This is a genomic window from Micromonospora jinlongensis (assembly GCF_013410645.1).
Lineage (GTDB): Bacteria > Actinomycetota > Actinomycetes > Mycobacteriales > Micromonosporaceae > Micromonospora > Micromonospora zamorensis.
Genome location: NZ_JACCHK010000001.1, coordinates 2,770,986 through 2,786,746 on the forward strand (window position 1 = coordinate 2,770,986; position 15,761 = coordinate 2,786,746).

Below are 15,761 nucleotides of genomic sequence, written 5' to 3' on the forward strand. Positions count from 1 at the left end.
CGACCCGCTCAGATCAGCCGCAACTCGCGCGCCCGCCGGACCGCCTCGCGTCGGCGGGTCGCGTCGAGTTTGCGGTAGATGTTGCGGACGTGGGTCTTCACCGTGTTGACCGAGAGCGACAGTTCGCTGGCGATCTCCACGTTGGACAGGATGCTCTGCAGGTAGCGCAGGATGGTCAGCTCCCGCTCGGTGAGCGGCTCGTCGAGCGTGTCCCTGGGCTCGACGGCGGGCCGGGCGGTGCTTCGGCCGGCTCCCCGCACCAGGTCACTGACCAGCGCGAAGTGCGCGGTGCCGGCGTCCAGGTGGGCGGCCAGCAGGTCCCGCACGGGTGGTTCGGCGCGGGTGAAGGCGCGCCGGCAGCCCTGCGGCCCGGCCAGGTCCAGCACCTGCTCCAGGATCCGGCCCGCCCGCCGCCCGTCGCCGGCCCGCTCGGCCAGCAGGGCGTCCAGCAGCCCCGCGTCCAGTCGTACCGGCAGGGGCCAGGCCGTGGCCGCCGGTGACTGCCAGCCCGGCAGGGCACGCCCGGCGGCAGCGGCGTCACCGGCCAGCAGCTCCACCTTCGCCGCCGTGACCGCGAGAACCGGGTCGGTCCCGCCGTCGGCGGCGCCGACCAACAGGTCGCGGGCGGCGTCCAGGTCACCCCGCTCGGCGCGCAGTTCGGCCTCGGCTGCTCGCAGCAGGCCGGCCAGCTCGGTCGCGGACGGCCGGTCGGCCAGCGCCTCCCGGGCCCGGACGAGCAGTCGTTGCCCGGCTGCCGGGTCCCCGGAGTCGCGGTGCAGCTTCGCCCGGCACAGCGCGGCCACCGTCGCCGCGACCGGTTCGTCGGCAGCGGCGGCCGGCCAGTCGTCGCCCGCATCCGCCTCGGGGCCGTCGACCCAGCCACCGACGACGCCGAGGGCCGGGCCGGCGAGAGCGAGGTTCGCAGCGGCCTCCTCGGGCTGGTCGCGGAGCTGCGCCACCAGGGCCAACGCCAGGTACGCGTAGGCGCAGTCGAGCCGACAGGACCAGCCCCGACAGGGTGGCATGCCCAGCGCGTCCCGCGCCGCCTGCTCGGCCGCCCGCAGCTCGCCGCGCACCGCGAGCAACAGTGCGGCGCGGCTGGCGCCGACCAACTCGGTACGCGGCCGGCCGGCCTCGCGCGCCGCCGCCCGGGCCCGGACGAACCGGGCGGCCGGGAGTGCGCCGTCGGCCAACTCGACCAGCCCGAGGGCGGTGCCGGTGAACGCTCTCAGGTCCGCGTCGTCGGCCGCGCCTCCCCCACCGGCCGTCGGGGCGGAGCTGGCCGCTCCGGTCGGCGCGGAGTCCGGCACCCGGGTCGGCGTGGCGTCCGCCGGGCGGGTCCGCAGCAGTCGGGCGGCGGCGGCCCGGACCTCCGCCGGGTCGTCGCCGAGGCGTGCCACGCTCACTTCCAGCGCGGTGACCAGGCGTAGGAACCGGTCCCGGCGTGGCACGGGCAGGCCGGCGGCATGGTCGGCTGCCGTGCGCAGGTGGCTGCTGGCGGCCGGCAGATCACCGGCGTACGCGCGCTCGGCGGCGCAGGCCAAGGCCACCTCCGGGTCGGCGCGGATCACCTCCGCTGGCGGGGTCACGGGGGCAGGGGCGTGCACGGGGTCCCGGTCGTACCGGGTCAGTTCCGGCCAGTGCGCGACGAACAGGTCGCCGGCCAGGTCCCACCGGCCGGCGGCCAACGCGTGCCGCAGACCGTCGGCCGGCCGCCCGTCGCCCGCGTACCAGTCGGCGGCCCGTGCGTGCAGGTCACGCAGTTCGTCGGCGGGCAACCGGGCCAGGTCGGCGCGGAGCAGGTCGGCGAGCAGGGGCTCGCAGCGGTACCAGGGTGGGCGGGTGTCCTCGCGGTGCAGCAGGCCGCCGGTCCCGGCCAGGGCGGCCAGCGCCGGCCCGGCGTCGGCGCGACCGGTCAGTGCCTCGGCCAGGTCGGCGCAGACGGTGTCGACAATGGCGGTGTGGCGCAGCAGGTCCTCCTCGGCCGGGTCGAGTGTGGCGAGCACCTCCTCGTGCAGGTAGCCGGCGATCTCCGGCTGGTCACCGCCGAACTGCCCCACCCAGCGCTCCGGGTCGGGCTGCCCGCGCACCGCCAGCGCGGCGATGCGCAGCGCGGCCGGCCAGCCCCCGGTCCGGTCCCGCAGCCGGTGCACGGCTGCCGCCGGCAGCGCGGCGGCGTGCGCGGTGAGCAGGTCGGCCACCTCGTCGTCGGTGAACGCCAGCTCGTCCGGGCCGATCTCGGTCAGCTCGCCGGCGAGGCGTAGCCGGTGCAGGGGCAGGTGCAACCCGGCCCGCGCGCCGATCACCAGGCGCAGCCGCTGCTCGGCATGTCGCAGCAGGAACTCCAGGCCGGTCAGCGCCGCCGGGTCGGCGACCCGGTGCAGGTCGTCCAGGACCAGCAGCACCGGCCGGTCCGCGGCGGCGAGCGTGGCGGCCAGCACCTCCAGCTGCTCGGGGCGCGGCGGCCGGTCCGGCAGCGGGCCGTCCTCCGCCGACCCGGTCGCCGACCGGAGCGCCGCCGCGAGGTACGACCAGAGCCGGTCGCCGTCGTCGCCGACCTCCACTGACACCCACGCCGGGACCGGGCGGGCCTCGGGCGGCACCGACAGGTCGCCGGAGTCGGGCACGACCGCGCCCGGCTCGACGTCGGGCGCGGCACCGTCCAGTCGTACCCAGGAGGCGAGCAGCGTGGTCTTGCCCCAGCCGGCGGGTGCAGCGACCAGGGTGACCGGCCCGGCACTGCCCTCGTCCAACCGGCGCAGCAGTCGGGGCCGGGCCACCACCGGCTCCGGCGGCACGGCCGGAGTCAGCCGGGACGCCAGCAGCGGTGCCTCCGCCGGAAGCCCCGGTGCCGTTTCGACCTGCGCTGCCGTGTCGACCCGTACGCGATTCTGCTGTTCCGGCACCCAGCCCCACCCCCACCACGCGCTCCGCCCCCGGTCGGCGAGCGGTTACCCGGCGGGGGCCGGTTCACCCCTTCCGGGCGAGCACGCTTCACCCGGCCGGGACCGACGATCGGGGGACGTGGACCGCGAGGACGGGTGGGACGAATGGGACGGCTGGCGCGGGCGGGACCCGCCCTCGGCAGCGCGGCGCTGACCGGGGCGGCGCGGTTGCTGCGCGTACCCCGGCGGCGCGGCCGGACCGGCGCGGACGGCGACCCTGGCGCGCCGGCCCGGTGGCAGGTGGTGACGGTCGACCGGCCGCCGGAGCAGGTGCTCCCCGATGGTCGCTGGCCCGAACCGCTGCGCCGCCTGGGCGGCGCGGTCGAGGTGCGGGTGCGGCCGGCACCCGGTGACCGGGGCACGGAGCTGGCGGCCCGGCCGCTGCCCGGCGGCACCCCGCCCCCCGGGCTGGCCGCGCACCTGGTCGGTGACGACCCGGGCCTGCTGGTGCGCCGCACCCTGCGCCAGGTCAAGCAACGGGTGGAGGCCGGCGAGGTGCTGCGCGCGGACCGGTCGGCGCTGGACCGCCGCGAGGTGCACGGGTGAGGGCGCTGTGCTGGGTCGCCGCCGACGAGGTGGCGGTACGCGAGGTGCCCGACCCGGAGCTGCGCAACGAGCGTGACGTGATCGTCCGGGTTCGCCGCAGCACCACCTGCGGCGGTGACCTGCCGCTGCTGGCCGGGTGGGATCCGCTGCTGCGGGCCGGTGACGTGCTCGGGGCCGAGTTCCTGGGTGAGGTGGTCGAGGTCGGGCCGGCCGTCCGCCGGCACCGCACCGGCGACCGCGTGGTCGTCGGCGCGAGCGTCGCCTGCGGCGGCTGCTGGTACTGCCGTCAGGGCCTGCACTCCTGCTGCGACAACAGCAGCGCCGACCTGGCGAGCGCCGACCCCGACCAGGGACGGGACGCCGGCGGTTTCGGCCGGCCTCGGGCGGCGGGCGGCTTCGCGGGCGGTCACGCCGAGTACGTGCGGGTGCCGTACGCCGACGTCGGCGCGTTTCCGGTGCCGGACGCTGTCGACGACGACCGGGCGTTGTTCGCCGCCGACGCGGCACCGGCCGGCTGGTCGGCGGCCCAGGTGGGTGCGGTGCGCCCCGGTGACGTGGTGGCGATCTGGGGCGCCGGGGCGGTGGGCCAGTTGACCGCCTGGGCGGCGGTGCGGCGCGGTGCCGCCCAGGTGCTGGTGGTGGACCGCTACGAGGAGCGGTTGCGGATGGCGGAGCGGCACTGTGGCGCGGAGCCGCTGGACTATCGCCGCACCGACGTCGCGGCGGAGCTGCGTGACCGCAGCGGCGGACGCGGGCCGGACGTGTGCGTGGTGGCGGTCGGCTGGTCGGCGGCCGGTCGCTTCGGTGGCCGCACCGCCGACCACCCGGACGCCCTACGCGAGGCCGTGTACGCCTGCCGCAAGAGCGGTGTGGTGGTGGTGCTCGGCGAGTCGGCTGGCTTTGTCGACGCGTTTCCGCTGGGCACGGTGACCGACCGGCGGCTCACGGTGCGCGGGGCCCGGCGGCCGGACCTGCGGGACGTGCCGATGCTGCTGGACCGGATGGCCCGCGACGAGCTGCGCACCGAGCAGCTGGCCACCCACCGGCTGCCGCTGGAGCAGGGCCCGCAGGGGTACGCGCTGTTCCGGGACCGGGCCGACGGCTGCGTACGGGCCGTGTTCACGCCGTGACGGCCTCTTTCGTGATCTGCCATCGGGCACCGCGAATGGCAGACTCTGGGGATGGCTGGGGAGCGAACGTACGACGTGGTGCTGTTCGGGGCGACCGGGTTCACCGGGGGCCTGACCGCCGAATATCTGGCCCGGCACGCGCCGCCCGGGCTGCGCTGGGCGCTGGCCGGGCGCGATCCGGGCCGCCTCGCCGCCGTCCGGGACCGGCTGGCCGCGATCGACCCGACGTTGACCGACCTGCCGCTTCTCACCGCCGACGTGACCGACGCGGCCTCGCTGCGCGCCGTCGCGGAGAGCGCCCGGGTGGTGGCCAGCACTGTCGGCCCGTACGTCCACCACGGGGAGCCGTTGGTGGCCGCCTGCGCCACGGCTGGCACCGACTATCTGGACATCACGGGTGAGCCGGAGTTCGTCGACCTGATGTATGTGCGCCACCACGCCGAGGCGGCTCGCACCGGCGCGCGGCTGGTGCACGCCTGCGGGTTCGACTCGATCCCGCACGACCTGGGCGTCTGGTTCACCGTCAAACAACTGCCCGCCGGCGTGCCGATCACCGTGGACGGTTACGTGCGCGCCGGTGGCCGCTTCTCCGCCGGCACCTACCATTCGGCGCTCACCGCGTTCTCCCGTACCGGGCAGGCCAGCCGGGCCGCCCGGGACCGCCGGGCGGTCGAGCCGCGCCCCACCGACCGCCGGGTGCGGGCGGTGCCCGGCCGGCTGGGCCGCTCGGCGGAGCTGGGCATCTGGACAGTGCCGTTGCCGACCATCGACCCGCAGGTGGTGCGCCGCTCGGCGGCGGCCCGCCCGGAGTACGGCCCGGACTTCCGTTACCGGCACTTCGCCGCCGTGAAGCGGCTGCCCACAGTGCTGGCCAGCGCGGTGGGGCTCGGCGTGGTGATCGGCCTGGTGAAGCTGCCACCCACCCGACGGTGGTTGCTCGGTCGGCTCGAGTCCGGGCAGGGGCCTACCGCCGAGCAACGGGCGGCGTCCTGGTTCCGGGTCCGGTTCGTGGGCACCGGTGGCGGGCAGCGGGTGGTCACCGAGGTGGCTGGCGGCGACCCCGGTTACGACGAGACGGCGAAGATGCTCGGCGAGTCGGCGCTGTGCCTGGCGCTCGACGAGCTGCCGCCGACCACCGGCCAGCTCACCCCGGTCGCCGCGATGGGTGACGCGCTGCTCGACCGGCTCGTCCGGGCCGGGCTCACCTTCCGGGTGCTCAAGCAGGACACGGCGGAGCACTCGGCTTGACCCTCGACCGGGTCGAGGGGGCAGGATGCCGAGCGTGAGCGACCTGCACAGCATCGGTGAGCTGGCGAGGGCCAGTGGCCTGACCGTCAGCGCACTGCGTTTCTACGACTCGGCGGGAGTGCTGGAACCGGCCCTGGTCGACCCGGTGACCGGCTACCGCTGGTACACCGACGAGCAGATCGCCCCGGCCCGGCTGGTGGCCGGGCTGCGCCGGATCGGCATGCCGGTGCCGGAGATCGCCGCCGCGGTCCGCGCCGAGCCGGCGGCGGTGCACCGTTTGCTCGACACGCACCTGCGTCGGTTGGTTGACGGCCTCGCCGACGCCCGTCGGGAGGTGACCCGGCTCCGGGCGCTGGTCGACCCGGCCCAGCCGAGCACCACCACGCTGCTGCTCTCCCCCGCCGACCTGGCCACCGCGCTCGACGCTGTGCGCTTCGCCGTCGGCGCGGACCCGGAGGTGCCGATGCTCTCCGGCGTTCTGCTCGACGTGGAGCCCGACGGTGTCCGGCTCGTCGCCACCGACCGGTACCGGCTCGCACTGGCCCGCTCCCGGGCCGACGTCGACGGTCCGCCCGTGCGGGTGTTCGTCCCCGTGGCCCTCGTCGATGAGCTCCGGCCGCTGCTCGACGCCGCCGACGCCTGGCCGGTGTCGTTGACAGTGGCGGGCGCGGACCTTCGGGTGCTGGTGGCCGACCGGGCGTTGACCGGCACCGCCCTGCCGTACGACTTCCCGGACTACCGCCGCTTGCTGCGCAAGGCCGTCGGCGAACGGCCCACCGCGCGTCGGATCACTGTCGACGTGGCCACGCTGCGCGCCGCGCTGGCCGACCCGGCGGCCCCCACCGTCGCCCGAGACCACGACGGCACGGCACGGGAGGTCACCGTGCTCGGCGTCGACGACCAGGGCGGGCTTCGGCTGCTCCCCGCCGCCGACGTGGACAGCGACGCGCTGCGGGTCGGGGTGGACGGTCGCTACCTGCTGGACGCGTTGAACGCGGCCGGCGCCCCGCAACTGGTGCTGGAGCTGGACGGGCCGATCTCCCCGCTGGCCGTACGCCGTCCGGACGACGCGGACACCTACTCAGTGCTGATGCCGATCCGGCTCTGAAAACCGCGGCTGTCACTCCCCGCCCCGGGCCGAGGGGGCCGCGACGGTAGCATCTGGTGGTTCACCTGTGACCCCCGGACGGAGGCGTACAGAGCAGCATGCTCGACATGGAGTTGATCCGGAAGGATCGCGAGGCGGTGGCGACCGCGCTGGCGAAGCGTCTGGATCCCGCCGAGGTCACCCGTGCCCTGGACGAGATCCAGCGGCTCGACCAGGAACGACGCGCCCTGATCACGGAGATCGACGCCGAGCGGCAACGCCGCAAGGCGGAGGCCCGGGCGTACGCGCAGGCCAAGCGCGCCGGCGAGGAGCCGCAGGCCGCCGCGCCGGAGGCCGAGCGTAAGCAGCTCGCCGAGCTGGAGTCCCAGCTGGACGAGGTGCAGGGTCGGCTGCGCGACGCGATGAGTGAGCTGCCCAACCTGCCCAGCGACGACGTCGTGGCCGGCGGCAAGGAAGCCAACCGGGTCGTGAAGACCTTCGGTGAGCCGCCGGTGATCGAGAAGGTCCGCGACCACGTCGAGCTGAGCCGCGCGCTGGGCCTGGTCGACTACGAGCGCGGGGTCAAGCTCGGTGGGTCCGGTTTCTGGATCTACACGGGCGTCGGTGCCCGGCTGGAGTGGGCGCTGCTCAACTACTTCGTCGACCAGCACATCAAGGCCGGCTACGAGTTCCTGCTCCCGCCACACCTGCTGCTGGATTCGGCCGGCTTCGCCGCCGGCCAGTTCCCCAAGTTCTACGACGACGTCTACCACCTGGACTCGGCGTCCGCCCCGCGCGGGCAGTTCCTGCTGCCCACGTCGGAGACGGCGATCCTCGGGGCCTACCAGGACGAGATCCTGGAGACCCCGAAGCTGCCGCTGAAGGCCTTCGCGTACACCCCGTGCTACCGACGGGAGTCGGCCGGCTCGCACTCCGACGAGCGCGGCACGGTGCGCGGGCACCAGTTCAACAAGGTGGAGATCTTCCAGTTCACGCTGCCGGAGCAGGCCGACGCCGCTCTGGAGGAGATGCTCGCCCACGCCGAGAGCCTGGTCGAGGGGCTGGGTCTGCACTACCAGCGCACGCTGCTCTCCGCCGGTGACGCGAGCGCCTCGATGAAGAAGACCCTCGACATCGAGGTGTGGATGCCGAGCACCGGCAAGTACAAGGAGGTGTCGTCGGTTTCCTGGGCCGGCGACTACCAGGCCCGTCGGGCGGCCATCCGCTACCGCGAGCCGGGCGGCAAGCAGACCCGCTTCGTGCACACCCTCAACGGCTCGGCGCTGGCCACGAGCCGGCTCTTCCCGGCCATCCTGGAGCAGAACCAGCAGGCCGACGGCAGTGTCCTGATCCCCAAGGTCCTCCAGGACCGCCTAGGAACCGACCGCCTAACCCCGTGCTGAGCTCCCGCACCCCGACCCCGACCCCACTGGTTGATCATGAAGTTATTGCCCCTCGCCTCGGCGTGTCGCCGCAATAACTTCATGATCAACGGGGTCGGGCGGGCGGTGGAGGCGCTTGATGAGGAGTGCGGTCAGGATCAGGGTGGCCAGCACGGCCAGCAGCACCGGTGGGCCGGCGGCGTTGAGAGCGTCGGCCAGGGCGTGCTGCACCTCCGACGCCACCTGGATCACCGGGTCCCGCAGGGCGTCGCGGCGGCCGGCCGCCAGCCGTAGCTCGTACCAGCCGTACCAGGCGACGTAACCACCGGCGAGCAGCAGCATCAGGCCACTCAGCCGGGGCACCAGCGCGCCGGCGACGCGCAGCCGCGCCACCAGGCCGTCGCGCACCAGCGCCACGCCGAGCGCGGCGACCGCGACCACCAGACCCATCCCGAGGGCGTACGCCCCGAACAGCGCCACCCCCTGGCCGGTCGAGCCGGCCTGGAGGCTGGTCACCACGATGGCCAGGAACGGCGCGATGGCGCAGCCGAGCGACGCCAGCGCGTACGCCGCACCGAACAGGACCATCGACGGCCAGGAACGGGTCAGCCGGGGCGCTCGGGCCGACCAGCCCGGGGAGGGCAGTCGCCGTCCGGCGAGCAGCCAGCAGCCCGCCACCACCAGCAGCACGCCGAGCGTCACGGTCAACCAGGGCAGCCGGGGCCGCAGCCAACCGGCGAGCGGCGCGAGCGCCAGCCCGAACGCGCCGAAGACCAGCACGTACCCCACTGTCAGCCCGGCCGCCGCGGTGAGCGCGCGGCCGACCGCGCCGCGGGCGTCCGACGCACCGGCGACCAACAGCGAGAGGTACGCGGGCAGCAACGCGAAGCCGCACGGGTTGACCGCGCCGAGCATGCCGGCGGTCAGCGCGAGCAGCAGTGCGGCGGTCACGCCCCGGCCAGGGCGGCGACGCGGGCGGTGAGCGCCTCACCATCCAGGAAGCCCTGGTGGACCACAGTGCCGTTCCGGTCGATGATCACGAAGATGCTCTGTTCGGTCACCTTGAACCGCTTCCAGAGCGCGCCCTTGCGGTCCTCGATCTGCGGCGTCCCGGCGAGGTCGAACTCGGTGACGAACTCCTTCATGGCGCGTTGCTCGCCCAGCCCGGCGACGCCGATGATCGGCACGGTGTCCCGGTATCGGGGTGCGACCTCGGCGACCGTCCAGGCCTGGCTGGCGCAGGTGGCGCACCACGGCGCCCAGAACCACAGCACCACCGGCCTGCCGGCGAGCTGAGCGGCGTCGAACGCGGCGCCGGTGAGGGTCGTGCCGGTGAACCGCAGGATGTCCGGGACCTGCGCCGGGGCTGCGGGTGGCGCGGCGACCGGCGCACCGGTCGGCGTGGTCGCCGAACCGGTCGAGGCCGGGGCCGATCCGGCGACGGCGGGCCCACCCGGCGCGGTGCCGGTGCAGGCAGCAGCGCCGGACAGGGCCACGACGAGCGCTCCGGCGGTGGCGGCGCGGCGTAGCTGCCCGGCCGCCGTCCTCGCCATGCCCATCCGCATCCGCTTCTCCGTTCTCGTCAGGAAGGGACCCCTTCCTGTGACTGAGACGTCGGGGCTTTCCCTACTCGGCCTTGGCGAGGCGCAGAGCCAGCTCCGGGCACACCTTGACCGCCTTGAGCGCGCCCTCCCGCAGCCAGGTCGGCACGGGGGTGGGCGGGAAGGCGGGGTATCCGTTCGCGTCGAGCCGGATGAAGTCCGGTACGACATGCGCGCAGAGGCCGTGCCCGTCGCAGCGCGACCAGTCCAGGGTGAGCTTCTGCGGGTTCGCATCGGGTGCGCCCGGCAACCCCATCACGCCCTTGACCCGTCGGCCACAGCCGTCGCCGGTGCTGTGCAGTCGCAGGTCCTCGGCGAAGACCTCGATCGCGGAGAGCGCGAACCGGGCGGTGCCGTCCGGGTGGCTGCACGCGCCCCGGCCCTTCACCTCGCCGGCGGCGGCCCGCACCACGTCCGCCGGTTGGCTGCCGGCCACGGCCAGGTCCACGGCGCGGGCCAGGTCCGGCAGGCCCATCTTGCACGGCCCGCACTGGCCGGCGGACTCCCCGGCCAGGTAGCGCACCACCTGGGCGGCCTCACCGAGCGGGCAGGTGTCGACGCCGAGCGGGACGATGATGCCCGCGCCGAGGGTGCCGCCGACCGCAGCCAGGCCCTTGCGGGAGACCTCGGCCTTCTCCGCCGCCTCCGGGGTGATCCACTTGCCGTGGTAGCCGCCCATCAGGATGCCCTGAATCTCCGGCACCTCGCACAGGTCGAGGACGTCGCGCAGCGGCATGCCGGCGGTGCACTCCACCACTGCCGGCCGGCCTGCCGCTCCGGTCACGGTGAGCAGCACGGTGCCCGGCTCGTCGTCGGTGCCGAGGGCCGCGTACTCGTACGGGCCGAGTCGGGCGCCGACGGCGAGCTGGGCGTACGTCTCGGCGTTGGAGAGCAGGGTGGGCAGGCCGCTGACCCCGGAGTCGCTGGAGCGCTTCTTGGTGCCGGGCGGGATGTGCGGCAACCCGTTGATCCCGTTGACCAGGGCGCCGCCCTCACCGGAGATGAACCGGTGCGGCACTGTAACGATGGTCGTCAGCACCGGCATCCGGCGCTCTTCGAGGGCCTCCATCAGCGAGTCCCGGCCGACCCCGTCGTCGGCGACCCCGATGACGATCTCGTCGGCGTCCAGCGCGTACGCGGCCAGCGCCGCACCGTCCAGGATCAGGTGCGGCGCGCGGGTCAGCAGCACCTTGTCCTTCCAACTGGCCGGCTCCCCCTCGGTGGCGTTGACCACCACCACGGCGGCGAGGTCCTGCCGTTCGCAGGACTCCAGCACGGCCCGCAGTTTGCGGGCGAACGGGAAACCGGCACCGCCCTTGCCCTTGAGCTGCATGCCCTCGGCGAGGCGGAGCAGTTGCGCCGGCTCCATCGGGCCGATCGGCCCGTGCACCTCCTCGTGCGCGGCCAGGTCGAGCCGGCCGTACTCGGCGAAGCCGGCGGTGAGCCGGGGCTCGCCCACACAGGCGACCGGTGGCACGGCGGTGCGCATCACTTCGCCTCACCCCGCAGCCCGGCCCAGTACGCCCCGTCCACCGCGTCGGCGCTGGCCTTGCGGCGCTTGGCGGACCGGCCCTCGCCGGCCGTCCGGCGCGCGCGTCGGGAGGCCAGGTCGACCAGGGTCGGGGTGTCGTCGACCGGCGGCGGCACCTCGTCCGGCACGTACCGGGCCGGCGGGCGCCAGTAGTCCGGCTCGTCCGCCAGGTCCTCGTCAGCGCTGTGCCAGCCGCTGTCACTGCGCGGCGTCGCGGAGATCGGGCTGCTCGAGATCGGGCCGGCGGAGATCGGCTCGGCGGCCTGCCACCGGCGCGGGCTGTCCCACGGCTCCTCGGGCTCGACCGTCGGCGGGGCCGAGTACCGGCTGCCGTCGTCCTCGCTGCGGGACCGGCGGCTGGACCGTTCGACGACCGGGTCCTCGGCGCGTCGCCGGCCGGTCGGAACGTCCTCGTCCCGGGTACGCGAGCCACGCCGCCGGGCCACCGGCTCCAGCTCTTCCTCGTCGCGCCGGCGGGTGTCGGTCTCCTCGACGCCGCGGCGGGTCGACCGGCGGGTCGTGGGCTCCACCTCGTCGCGCCGGCCGCGGGAGCGTTCGGTGTCGCGACGGGCCGCCGGCTCCTCGGTACGCCGACGTCGACTGGGCCGGCTCGGCTCCACGAGGGAACCGGGCTCGGGCACCACGGGGACGGTGAACCGTTCGGGGTCACGTCGCGCGGCCGGCGCGGCCCAGGTGGCGGTGGTGGTCTCCGCCCAGGCGGGACGCTTGTCGGCGGCCTTGCTGCCCCGACCCAACCCGGCCAGCAGTGATCGGGCGGTCTTCGCCTCCTCGGCCCTGCCTACCATCACCGCGTTGCGCACCGCGGCCTGGTGCTGCTCGCGGCTGCGCCGACCGATGGTGACCGAGAACCGGACCAGCAGGGCAAGCACCACCAGCAAGATGCAGCCGAGGTAGCTGAACATCACCCAGGGCGCTGCGGGCCGACCGGCGTTGAGGCCGTGAAAGACAGCGAACGGCCAGGCCAGGTACGCGGTGGAGTGCAGCGTGCGCCACAGCCACTTCGGACCGACGTCGGCGAAGCGCGCCCGGATGATCCCGGTCCAGATCACGCTGACCATGAGCAGGGCGGCCACCGTGCCGAGCCCGACGTAGAGCCCTCGGCCGCCGACGAACGGCACCACCGCGTCGGTCGCCGCCGCCCGGCCCGTGGCGATCTTGGTGAGGACGTGGAAGCCGAGCCCGGCCACGCCCAGCACACCGGTGGCCCGGTGCGCCGACTGCATCAGCACCCGGTGCGAGATGCGCAGCACCAACCGGTCGGTGGCGAGCAGACCGAGCATCACGGTGAGGCTCAACGCCACCAGGGAGATCACCCCGGCGAAGAACTCGGTGAAGAAGAAGCCGTACGCGTACGCCTTCTGGCCGGCGCCGGTCAGCATGACCGCAGCCCAGAGCGCGGCGAGCACCGACGCGATCAGCATGGCTGTCGCCGACCGCGACCGGGTCCGCACCCCCCGACTGCTGGCGCTGGTCCGGACGGTCGCCGCCTTCTTGTCCTGCTGTGCCCGGGCCATCTGCTCCTCGATCGTCTCGCGGCGGCGTACCACCGGCCGACCCCTGCTCCCCCATCCAGTACGGACGGTGGGGGCGCGCGGATCACCCGCTGCCAAAAATTTCTGGGGCGGGATCGAACCGACTGCCGCCGGCGTGCGTTGCGCACGCTCACACGCGCAAGTCAAGACAGTGACAACGGTCCATGCATTGACAGTCGCTGCAACAGGCTTGTAATCTTTCGGAAATTTTCAGTCTGGGTTGCAAGATTCCGACAACCCCGCGTTTTTCCGCCGCACCACCACCCCACCCCGCCCTGCGCTCGTCAGGAGTCCCGATGCACCGACGTCGACGCGGCTCGGCGATCCTCGCCCTCGGCCTGGTCGCCAGCCTGCTTCTCCCCGCCACCGTGCCGGCATCACCGGCCGTCGCCGCCCCGTCCGGCGCCAAGAAGGTCATCGTCCAGCTCTTCGAGTGGAACTGGCCCTCGGTGGCCAGCGAGTGCCAGAGCACGCTCGGCCCGAAGGGCTACGGCTACGTGCAGGTCTCACCTCCGCAGGAACACGTGCGGGGCAACCAGTGGTGGCTGGCGTACCAGCCGGTCAGCTACCGGATCGAGTCCCGCAAGGGCACCCGGGCCCAGTTCCAGTCGATGGTGAACACCTGCCACGCGGCCGGGGTCAAGGTGCTCGTCGACGCGGTGATCAACCACATGTCCGGTCAGGACAACGGGGGCACCGGCTGGGCCGGCTCGTCCTACTCGCACTACGACTACCCGGGCATCTACCAGACCCAGGACTTCCACCACTGCGGTCGCAACGGCGGCGACGACATCGCCAACTACAACGACCGGTACGAGGTGCAGAACTGCGAGCTGGTCAACCTCTCAGACCTCAAGACCGAGTCGGACTACGTGCGCACGAAGATCGCCTCGTACCTCAACGATCTGCTCTCCCTCGGCGTGGACGGTTTCCGACTGGACGCCAGCAAGCACATGCCGGCCGCCGACATCGCCGCGATCAGGGGCAAGCTCTCCCGCTCGGCGTACATCGTGCAGGAGGTCATCTACGGCGCCGGCGAGCCGGTCCAGCCGACCGAGTACACCGGCAACGGTGACGTGCACGAGTTCCGCTACGGCAAGGACCTGGCCCGGGTGTTCCGCTCGGAGCGGTTGGCATACCTGCGCAACTTCGGCGAGGGCTGGGGGCATCTGCCCACCGGGCCGGCCTCGGTGTTCGTCGACAACCACGACACCCAGCGCGACAGTGGCGGCGTACTCACCTACAAGGATCGCGGCATCTACTCCCTGGCGAACGCGTTCATGCTGGCCTGGCCGTACGGCTCGCCGACCGTGATGTCCAGCTACACCTTCAGCAACCGCGACGCCGGCCCACCCTCGGACAGCGCCAACAAGACGCTCAACGCCACCTGCTACTCCGGCTGGGAGTGTGAGCACCGCTGGCCGGTGATCGCCAACATGGTGGGCTTCCGCAACGCCACCGAGGGCGCGGGCGTGGCCAACTGGTACGACAACGGCAACAACCACATCGCGTTCAGCCGCAGCGGCAAGGGCTTCATCACCGTCAACGACGAAGACTCCGCGGTGAACGGCCGCTCCTACTACACCGGATTGCCCGCCGGTCGCTACTGCGACGTCATCCACGGCACGTATGCGGGTGGCACGTGCAGCGGACCGGTGATCACGGTGGACGGTAACGGCTGGTTCGCGGCCAACGTGCCGGCACACGACGCCGTGGCGATCCACATCGGCGCACGGGTCTGACCCACCGCCGGGAAGAGCCCCGTGTTATCGCATTTTGTCTGACAAGGGGCTCTTCCTGGCGAACCTGCGTCCGATATAGTCATTTGGTGGAGTTTGCCGGAAAGTCCCCGTACCGCCGCCGTGGCGTCTGGGTGGCCGCCGCCATCGCCGTACCCGTGCTGCTGGTGAGCGCGCTGCTGATCGGCCAGGCCCTCACCCCGAGCCCGACGGCACCCGAGAAGGTCATCGCGGCGGCCGACCCGACGCCGAGCAGTGTCGAGCAGAACGCCGAGGAGCCGATCCCCCCGGCCGCGCCCGCCCCGGCCGGGCTGCCGGTGGTCGACTACGACCCCGCCCCCAAGGGGTTCCCCGCCGACCCGGCCACCATGGACACCACACCGCTGACCGAGGGCGCGCACCCAACCGCGCGGATCGCCGCGTACGACGCGCCCGGCGGTCGTCCGCGAGCCTTCCTCGAACCGACGATCCGCGGCGTCGAGCTGACCATGCCGATCGCCGAGCGGCACGCCGGCTGGACGGCAGTGCTGCTGCCCTCGGCCAACCGGAGGCTCGCCTGGCTGCCCCCCGGCGGGTTCGACACCGTGCCGCTGCGCGACCAGATCGTGGTGGAACGCAAGGTCCACCGGCTCACCTGGTACCGGGCCGGCAAGGCGGTGCGCTCCTGGGAGGTCAGCCTCGGCCAGTCGGGGCAGGAAACTCCCCTCGGGCGCACCTTCATCCTGGGTCGCACCCCACCGCCGGAGTCGGTCTACGGCGGGGTGGACATCTACGCCCTCGGTTCGGTGCCCGACGACCCGGAGTCGGTGCCGGCCGGGCTGCGCGGCGCGCACATCGGGGTGCACACCTGGCAGGACGACGACGACCTGGGCGAGAACGTCACCAACGGCTGCATCCGGCTGACCCGCTCCGGCCAGCGGGAACTGCTCGCCGAGGTGCGCCCCGGCAGCAGCGTGGTGGTGGTCGACCGGTTGCCCGCCCCGCCGCCGACCGCCTGAG

General features: G+C 73.8%; 12 protein-coding genes. 7 read left to right on the top strand and 5 right to left on the bottom strand.

Features of this window, described 5'->3' with window-relative positions; translation table 11 throughout:
- Window positions 1–8 precede the first annotated feature (8 nt).
- A complete protein-coding gene (locus tag HNR22_RS11875) occupies window positions 9–2,906 on the bottom strand; it encodes a winged helix-turn-helix domain-containing protein (RefSeq protein ID WP_179780416.1) in 2,898 nt (965 codons plus the stop codon).
- A gap of 144 nt (window positions 2,907–3,050) precedes the next feature.
- Here HNR22_RS11875 and HNR22_RS11880 point away from each other — a divergent pair, with 144 nt between their 5' ends.
- The 5 genes from HNR22_RS11880 to serS all read left to right on the top strand — a co-directional run bounded on the left by HNR22_RS11880 (window position 3,051) and on the right by serS (window position 8,359).
- Window positions 3,051–3,491, top strand: coding sequence for a hypothetical protein (locus tag HNR22_RS11880; RefSeq protein ID WP_088949586.1), 441 nt, complete (start codon window positions 3,051–3,053; stop codon window positions 3,489–3,491).
- Window positions 3,488–4,621: an alcohol dehydrogenase catalytic domain-containing protein gene (locus HNR22_RS11885; protein ID WP_179780417.1), complete on the top strand. Its 1,134-nt coding sequence runs from the start codon at window positions 3,488–3,490 to the stop codon at window positions 4,619–4,621. Before HNR22_RS11880 ends, HNR22_RS11885 begins: the two co-directional genes overlap by 4 nt.
- A gap of 51 nt (window positions 4,622–4,672) precedes the next feature.
- Window positions 4,673–5,869 (top strand): saccharopine dehydrogenase family protein, encoded by a 1,197-nt coding sequence (locus HNR22_RS11890; protein WP_179780418.1) that lies wholly within the window; start codon window positions 4,673–4,675, stop codon window positions 5,867–5,869.
- Window positions 5,870–5,894: 25 nt separating this feature from the next.
- The gene (locus HNR22_RS11895) at window positions 5,895–6,977 is read left to right on the top strand and encodes a DNA polymerase III subunit beta family protein (protein ID WP_179780419.1); all 1,083 of its coding nucleotides are present in this window, start codon (window positions 5,895–5,897) and stop codon (window positions 6,975–6,977) included.
- 98 nt (window positions 6,978–7,075) lie between these two features.
- A complete protein-coding gene (gene serS / locus HNR22_RS11900) occupies window positions 7,076–8,359 on the top strand; it encodes a serine--tRNA ligase (protein WP_179780420.1) in 1,284 nt (427 codons plus the stop codon).
- A 42-nt stretch (window positions 8,360–8,401) separates the two neighbouring features.
- Here the strand turns inward: serS and HNR22_RS11905 are convergent, their stop codons facing one another.
- From HNR22_RS11905 to HNR22_RS11920, 4 genes are all read right to left on the bottom strand, one after another.
- Entirely contained in the window at window positions 8,402–9,289 is an 888-nt protein-coding gene (locus HNR22_RS11905) for a cytochrome c biogenesis CcdA family protein (RefSeq protein ID WP_343059794.1), read from the bottom strand.
- On the bottom strand, window positions 9,286–9,891 hold the full coding sequence (locus HNR22_RS11910; RefSeq protein ID WP_246380801.1) for a TlpA family protein disulfide reductase: 606 nt from the start codon (window positions 9,889–9,891) through the stop codon (window positions 9,286–9,288). Before HNR22_RS11910 ends, HNR22_RS11905 begins: the two co-directional genes overlap by 4 nt.
- A gap of 73 nt (window positions 9,892–9,964) precedes the next feature.
- Window positions 9,965–11,428 carry an NADH-quinone oxidoreductase subunit NuoF family protein gene (locus tag HNR22_RS11915; protein WP_179780422.1) on the bottom strand — a complete coding sequence of 488 codons (1,464 nt, stop codon included), beginning with the start codon at window positions 11,426–11,428 and terminating at the stop codon, window positions 9,965–9,967.
- A complete protein-coding gene (locus HNR22_RS11920) occupies window positions 11,428–13,038 on the bottom strand; it encodes a hypothetical protein (RefSeq protein WP_343059795.1) in 1,611 nt (536 codons plus the stop codon). The genes HNR22_RS11915 and HNR22_RS11920 overlap by 1 nt, the downstream gene beginning before the upstream one ends.
- 281 nt (window positions 13,039–13,319) lie before the next feature.
- Between HNR22_RS11920 and HNR22_RS11925 the strand changes: the two genes are divergently transcribed.
- Both HNR22_RS11925 and HNR22_RS11930 read left to right on the top strand, forming a co-directional pair.
- The gene (locus HNR22_RS11925; RefSeq protein ID WP_179780423.1) at window positions 13,320–14,765 is read left to right on the top strand and encodes an alpha-amylase; all 1,446 of its coding nucleotides are present in this window, start codon (window positions 13,320–13,322) and stop codon (window positions 14,763–14,765) included.
- A gap of 86 nt (window positions 14,766–14,851) precedes the next feature.
- Entirely contained in the window at window positions 14,852–15,760 is a 909-nt protein-coding gene (locus HNR22_RS11930; protein ID WP_179780424.1) for a L,D-transpeptidase family protein, read from the top strand.
- Window position 15,761: the final 1 nt, after the last annotated feature.

Bases quoted from the DNA above. Each gene is read 5' to 3' on its own strand.
- HNR22_RS11895 (WP_179780419.1), top strand. From the start codon at position 5,895: ATGCCGAGCGTGAGCGACCTGCACAGCATCGGTGAGCTGGCGAGGGCC.
- HNR22_RS11890 (WP_179780418.1), top strand. From the start codon at position 4,673: ATGGCTGGGGAGCGAACGTACGACGTGGTGCTGTTCGGGGCGACCGGG.
- HNR22_RS11925 (WP_179780423.1), top strand. From the start codon at position 13,320: ATGCACCGACGTCGACGCGGCTCGGCGATCCTCGCCCTCGGCCTGGTC.
- HNR22_RS11880 (WP_088949586.1), top strand. From the start codon at position 3,051: ATGGGACGGCTGGCGCGGGCGGGACCCGCCCTCGGCAGCGCGGCGCTG.
- HNR22_RS11910 (WP_246380801.1), bottom strand. From the start codon at position 9,891: ATGGCGAGGACGGCGGCCGGGCAGCTACGCCGCGCCGCCACCGCCGGA.
- HNR22_RS11915 (WP_179780422.1), bottom strand. From the start codon at position 11,428: ATGCGCACCGCCGTGCCACCGGTCGCCTGTGTGGGCGAGCCCCGGCTC.
- serS (WP_179780420.1), top strand. From the start codon at position 7,076: ATGCTCGACATGGAGTTGATCCGGAAGGATCGCGAGGCGGTGGCGACC.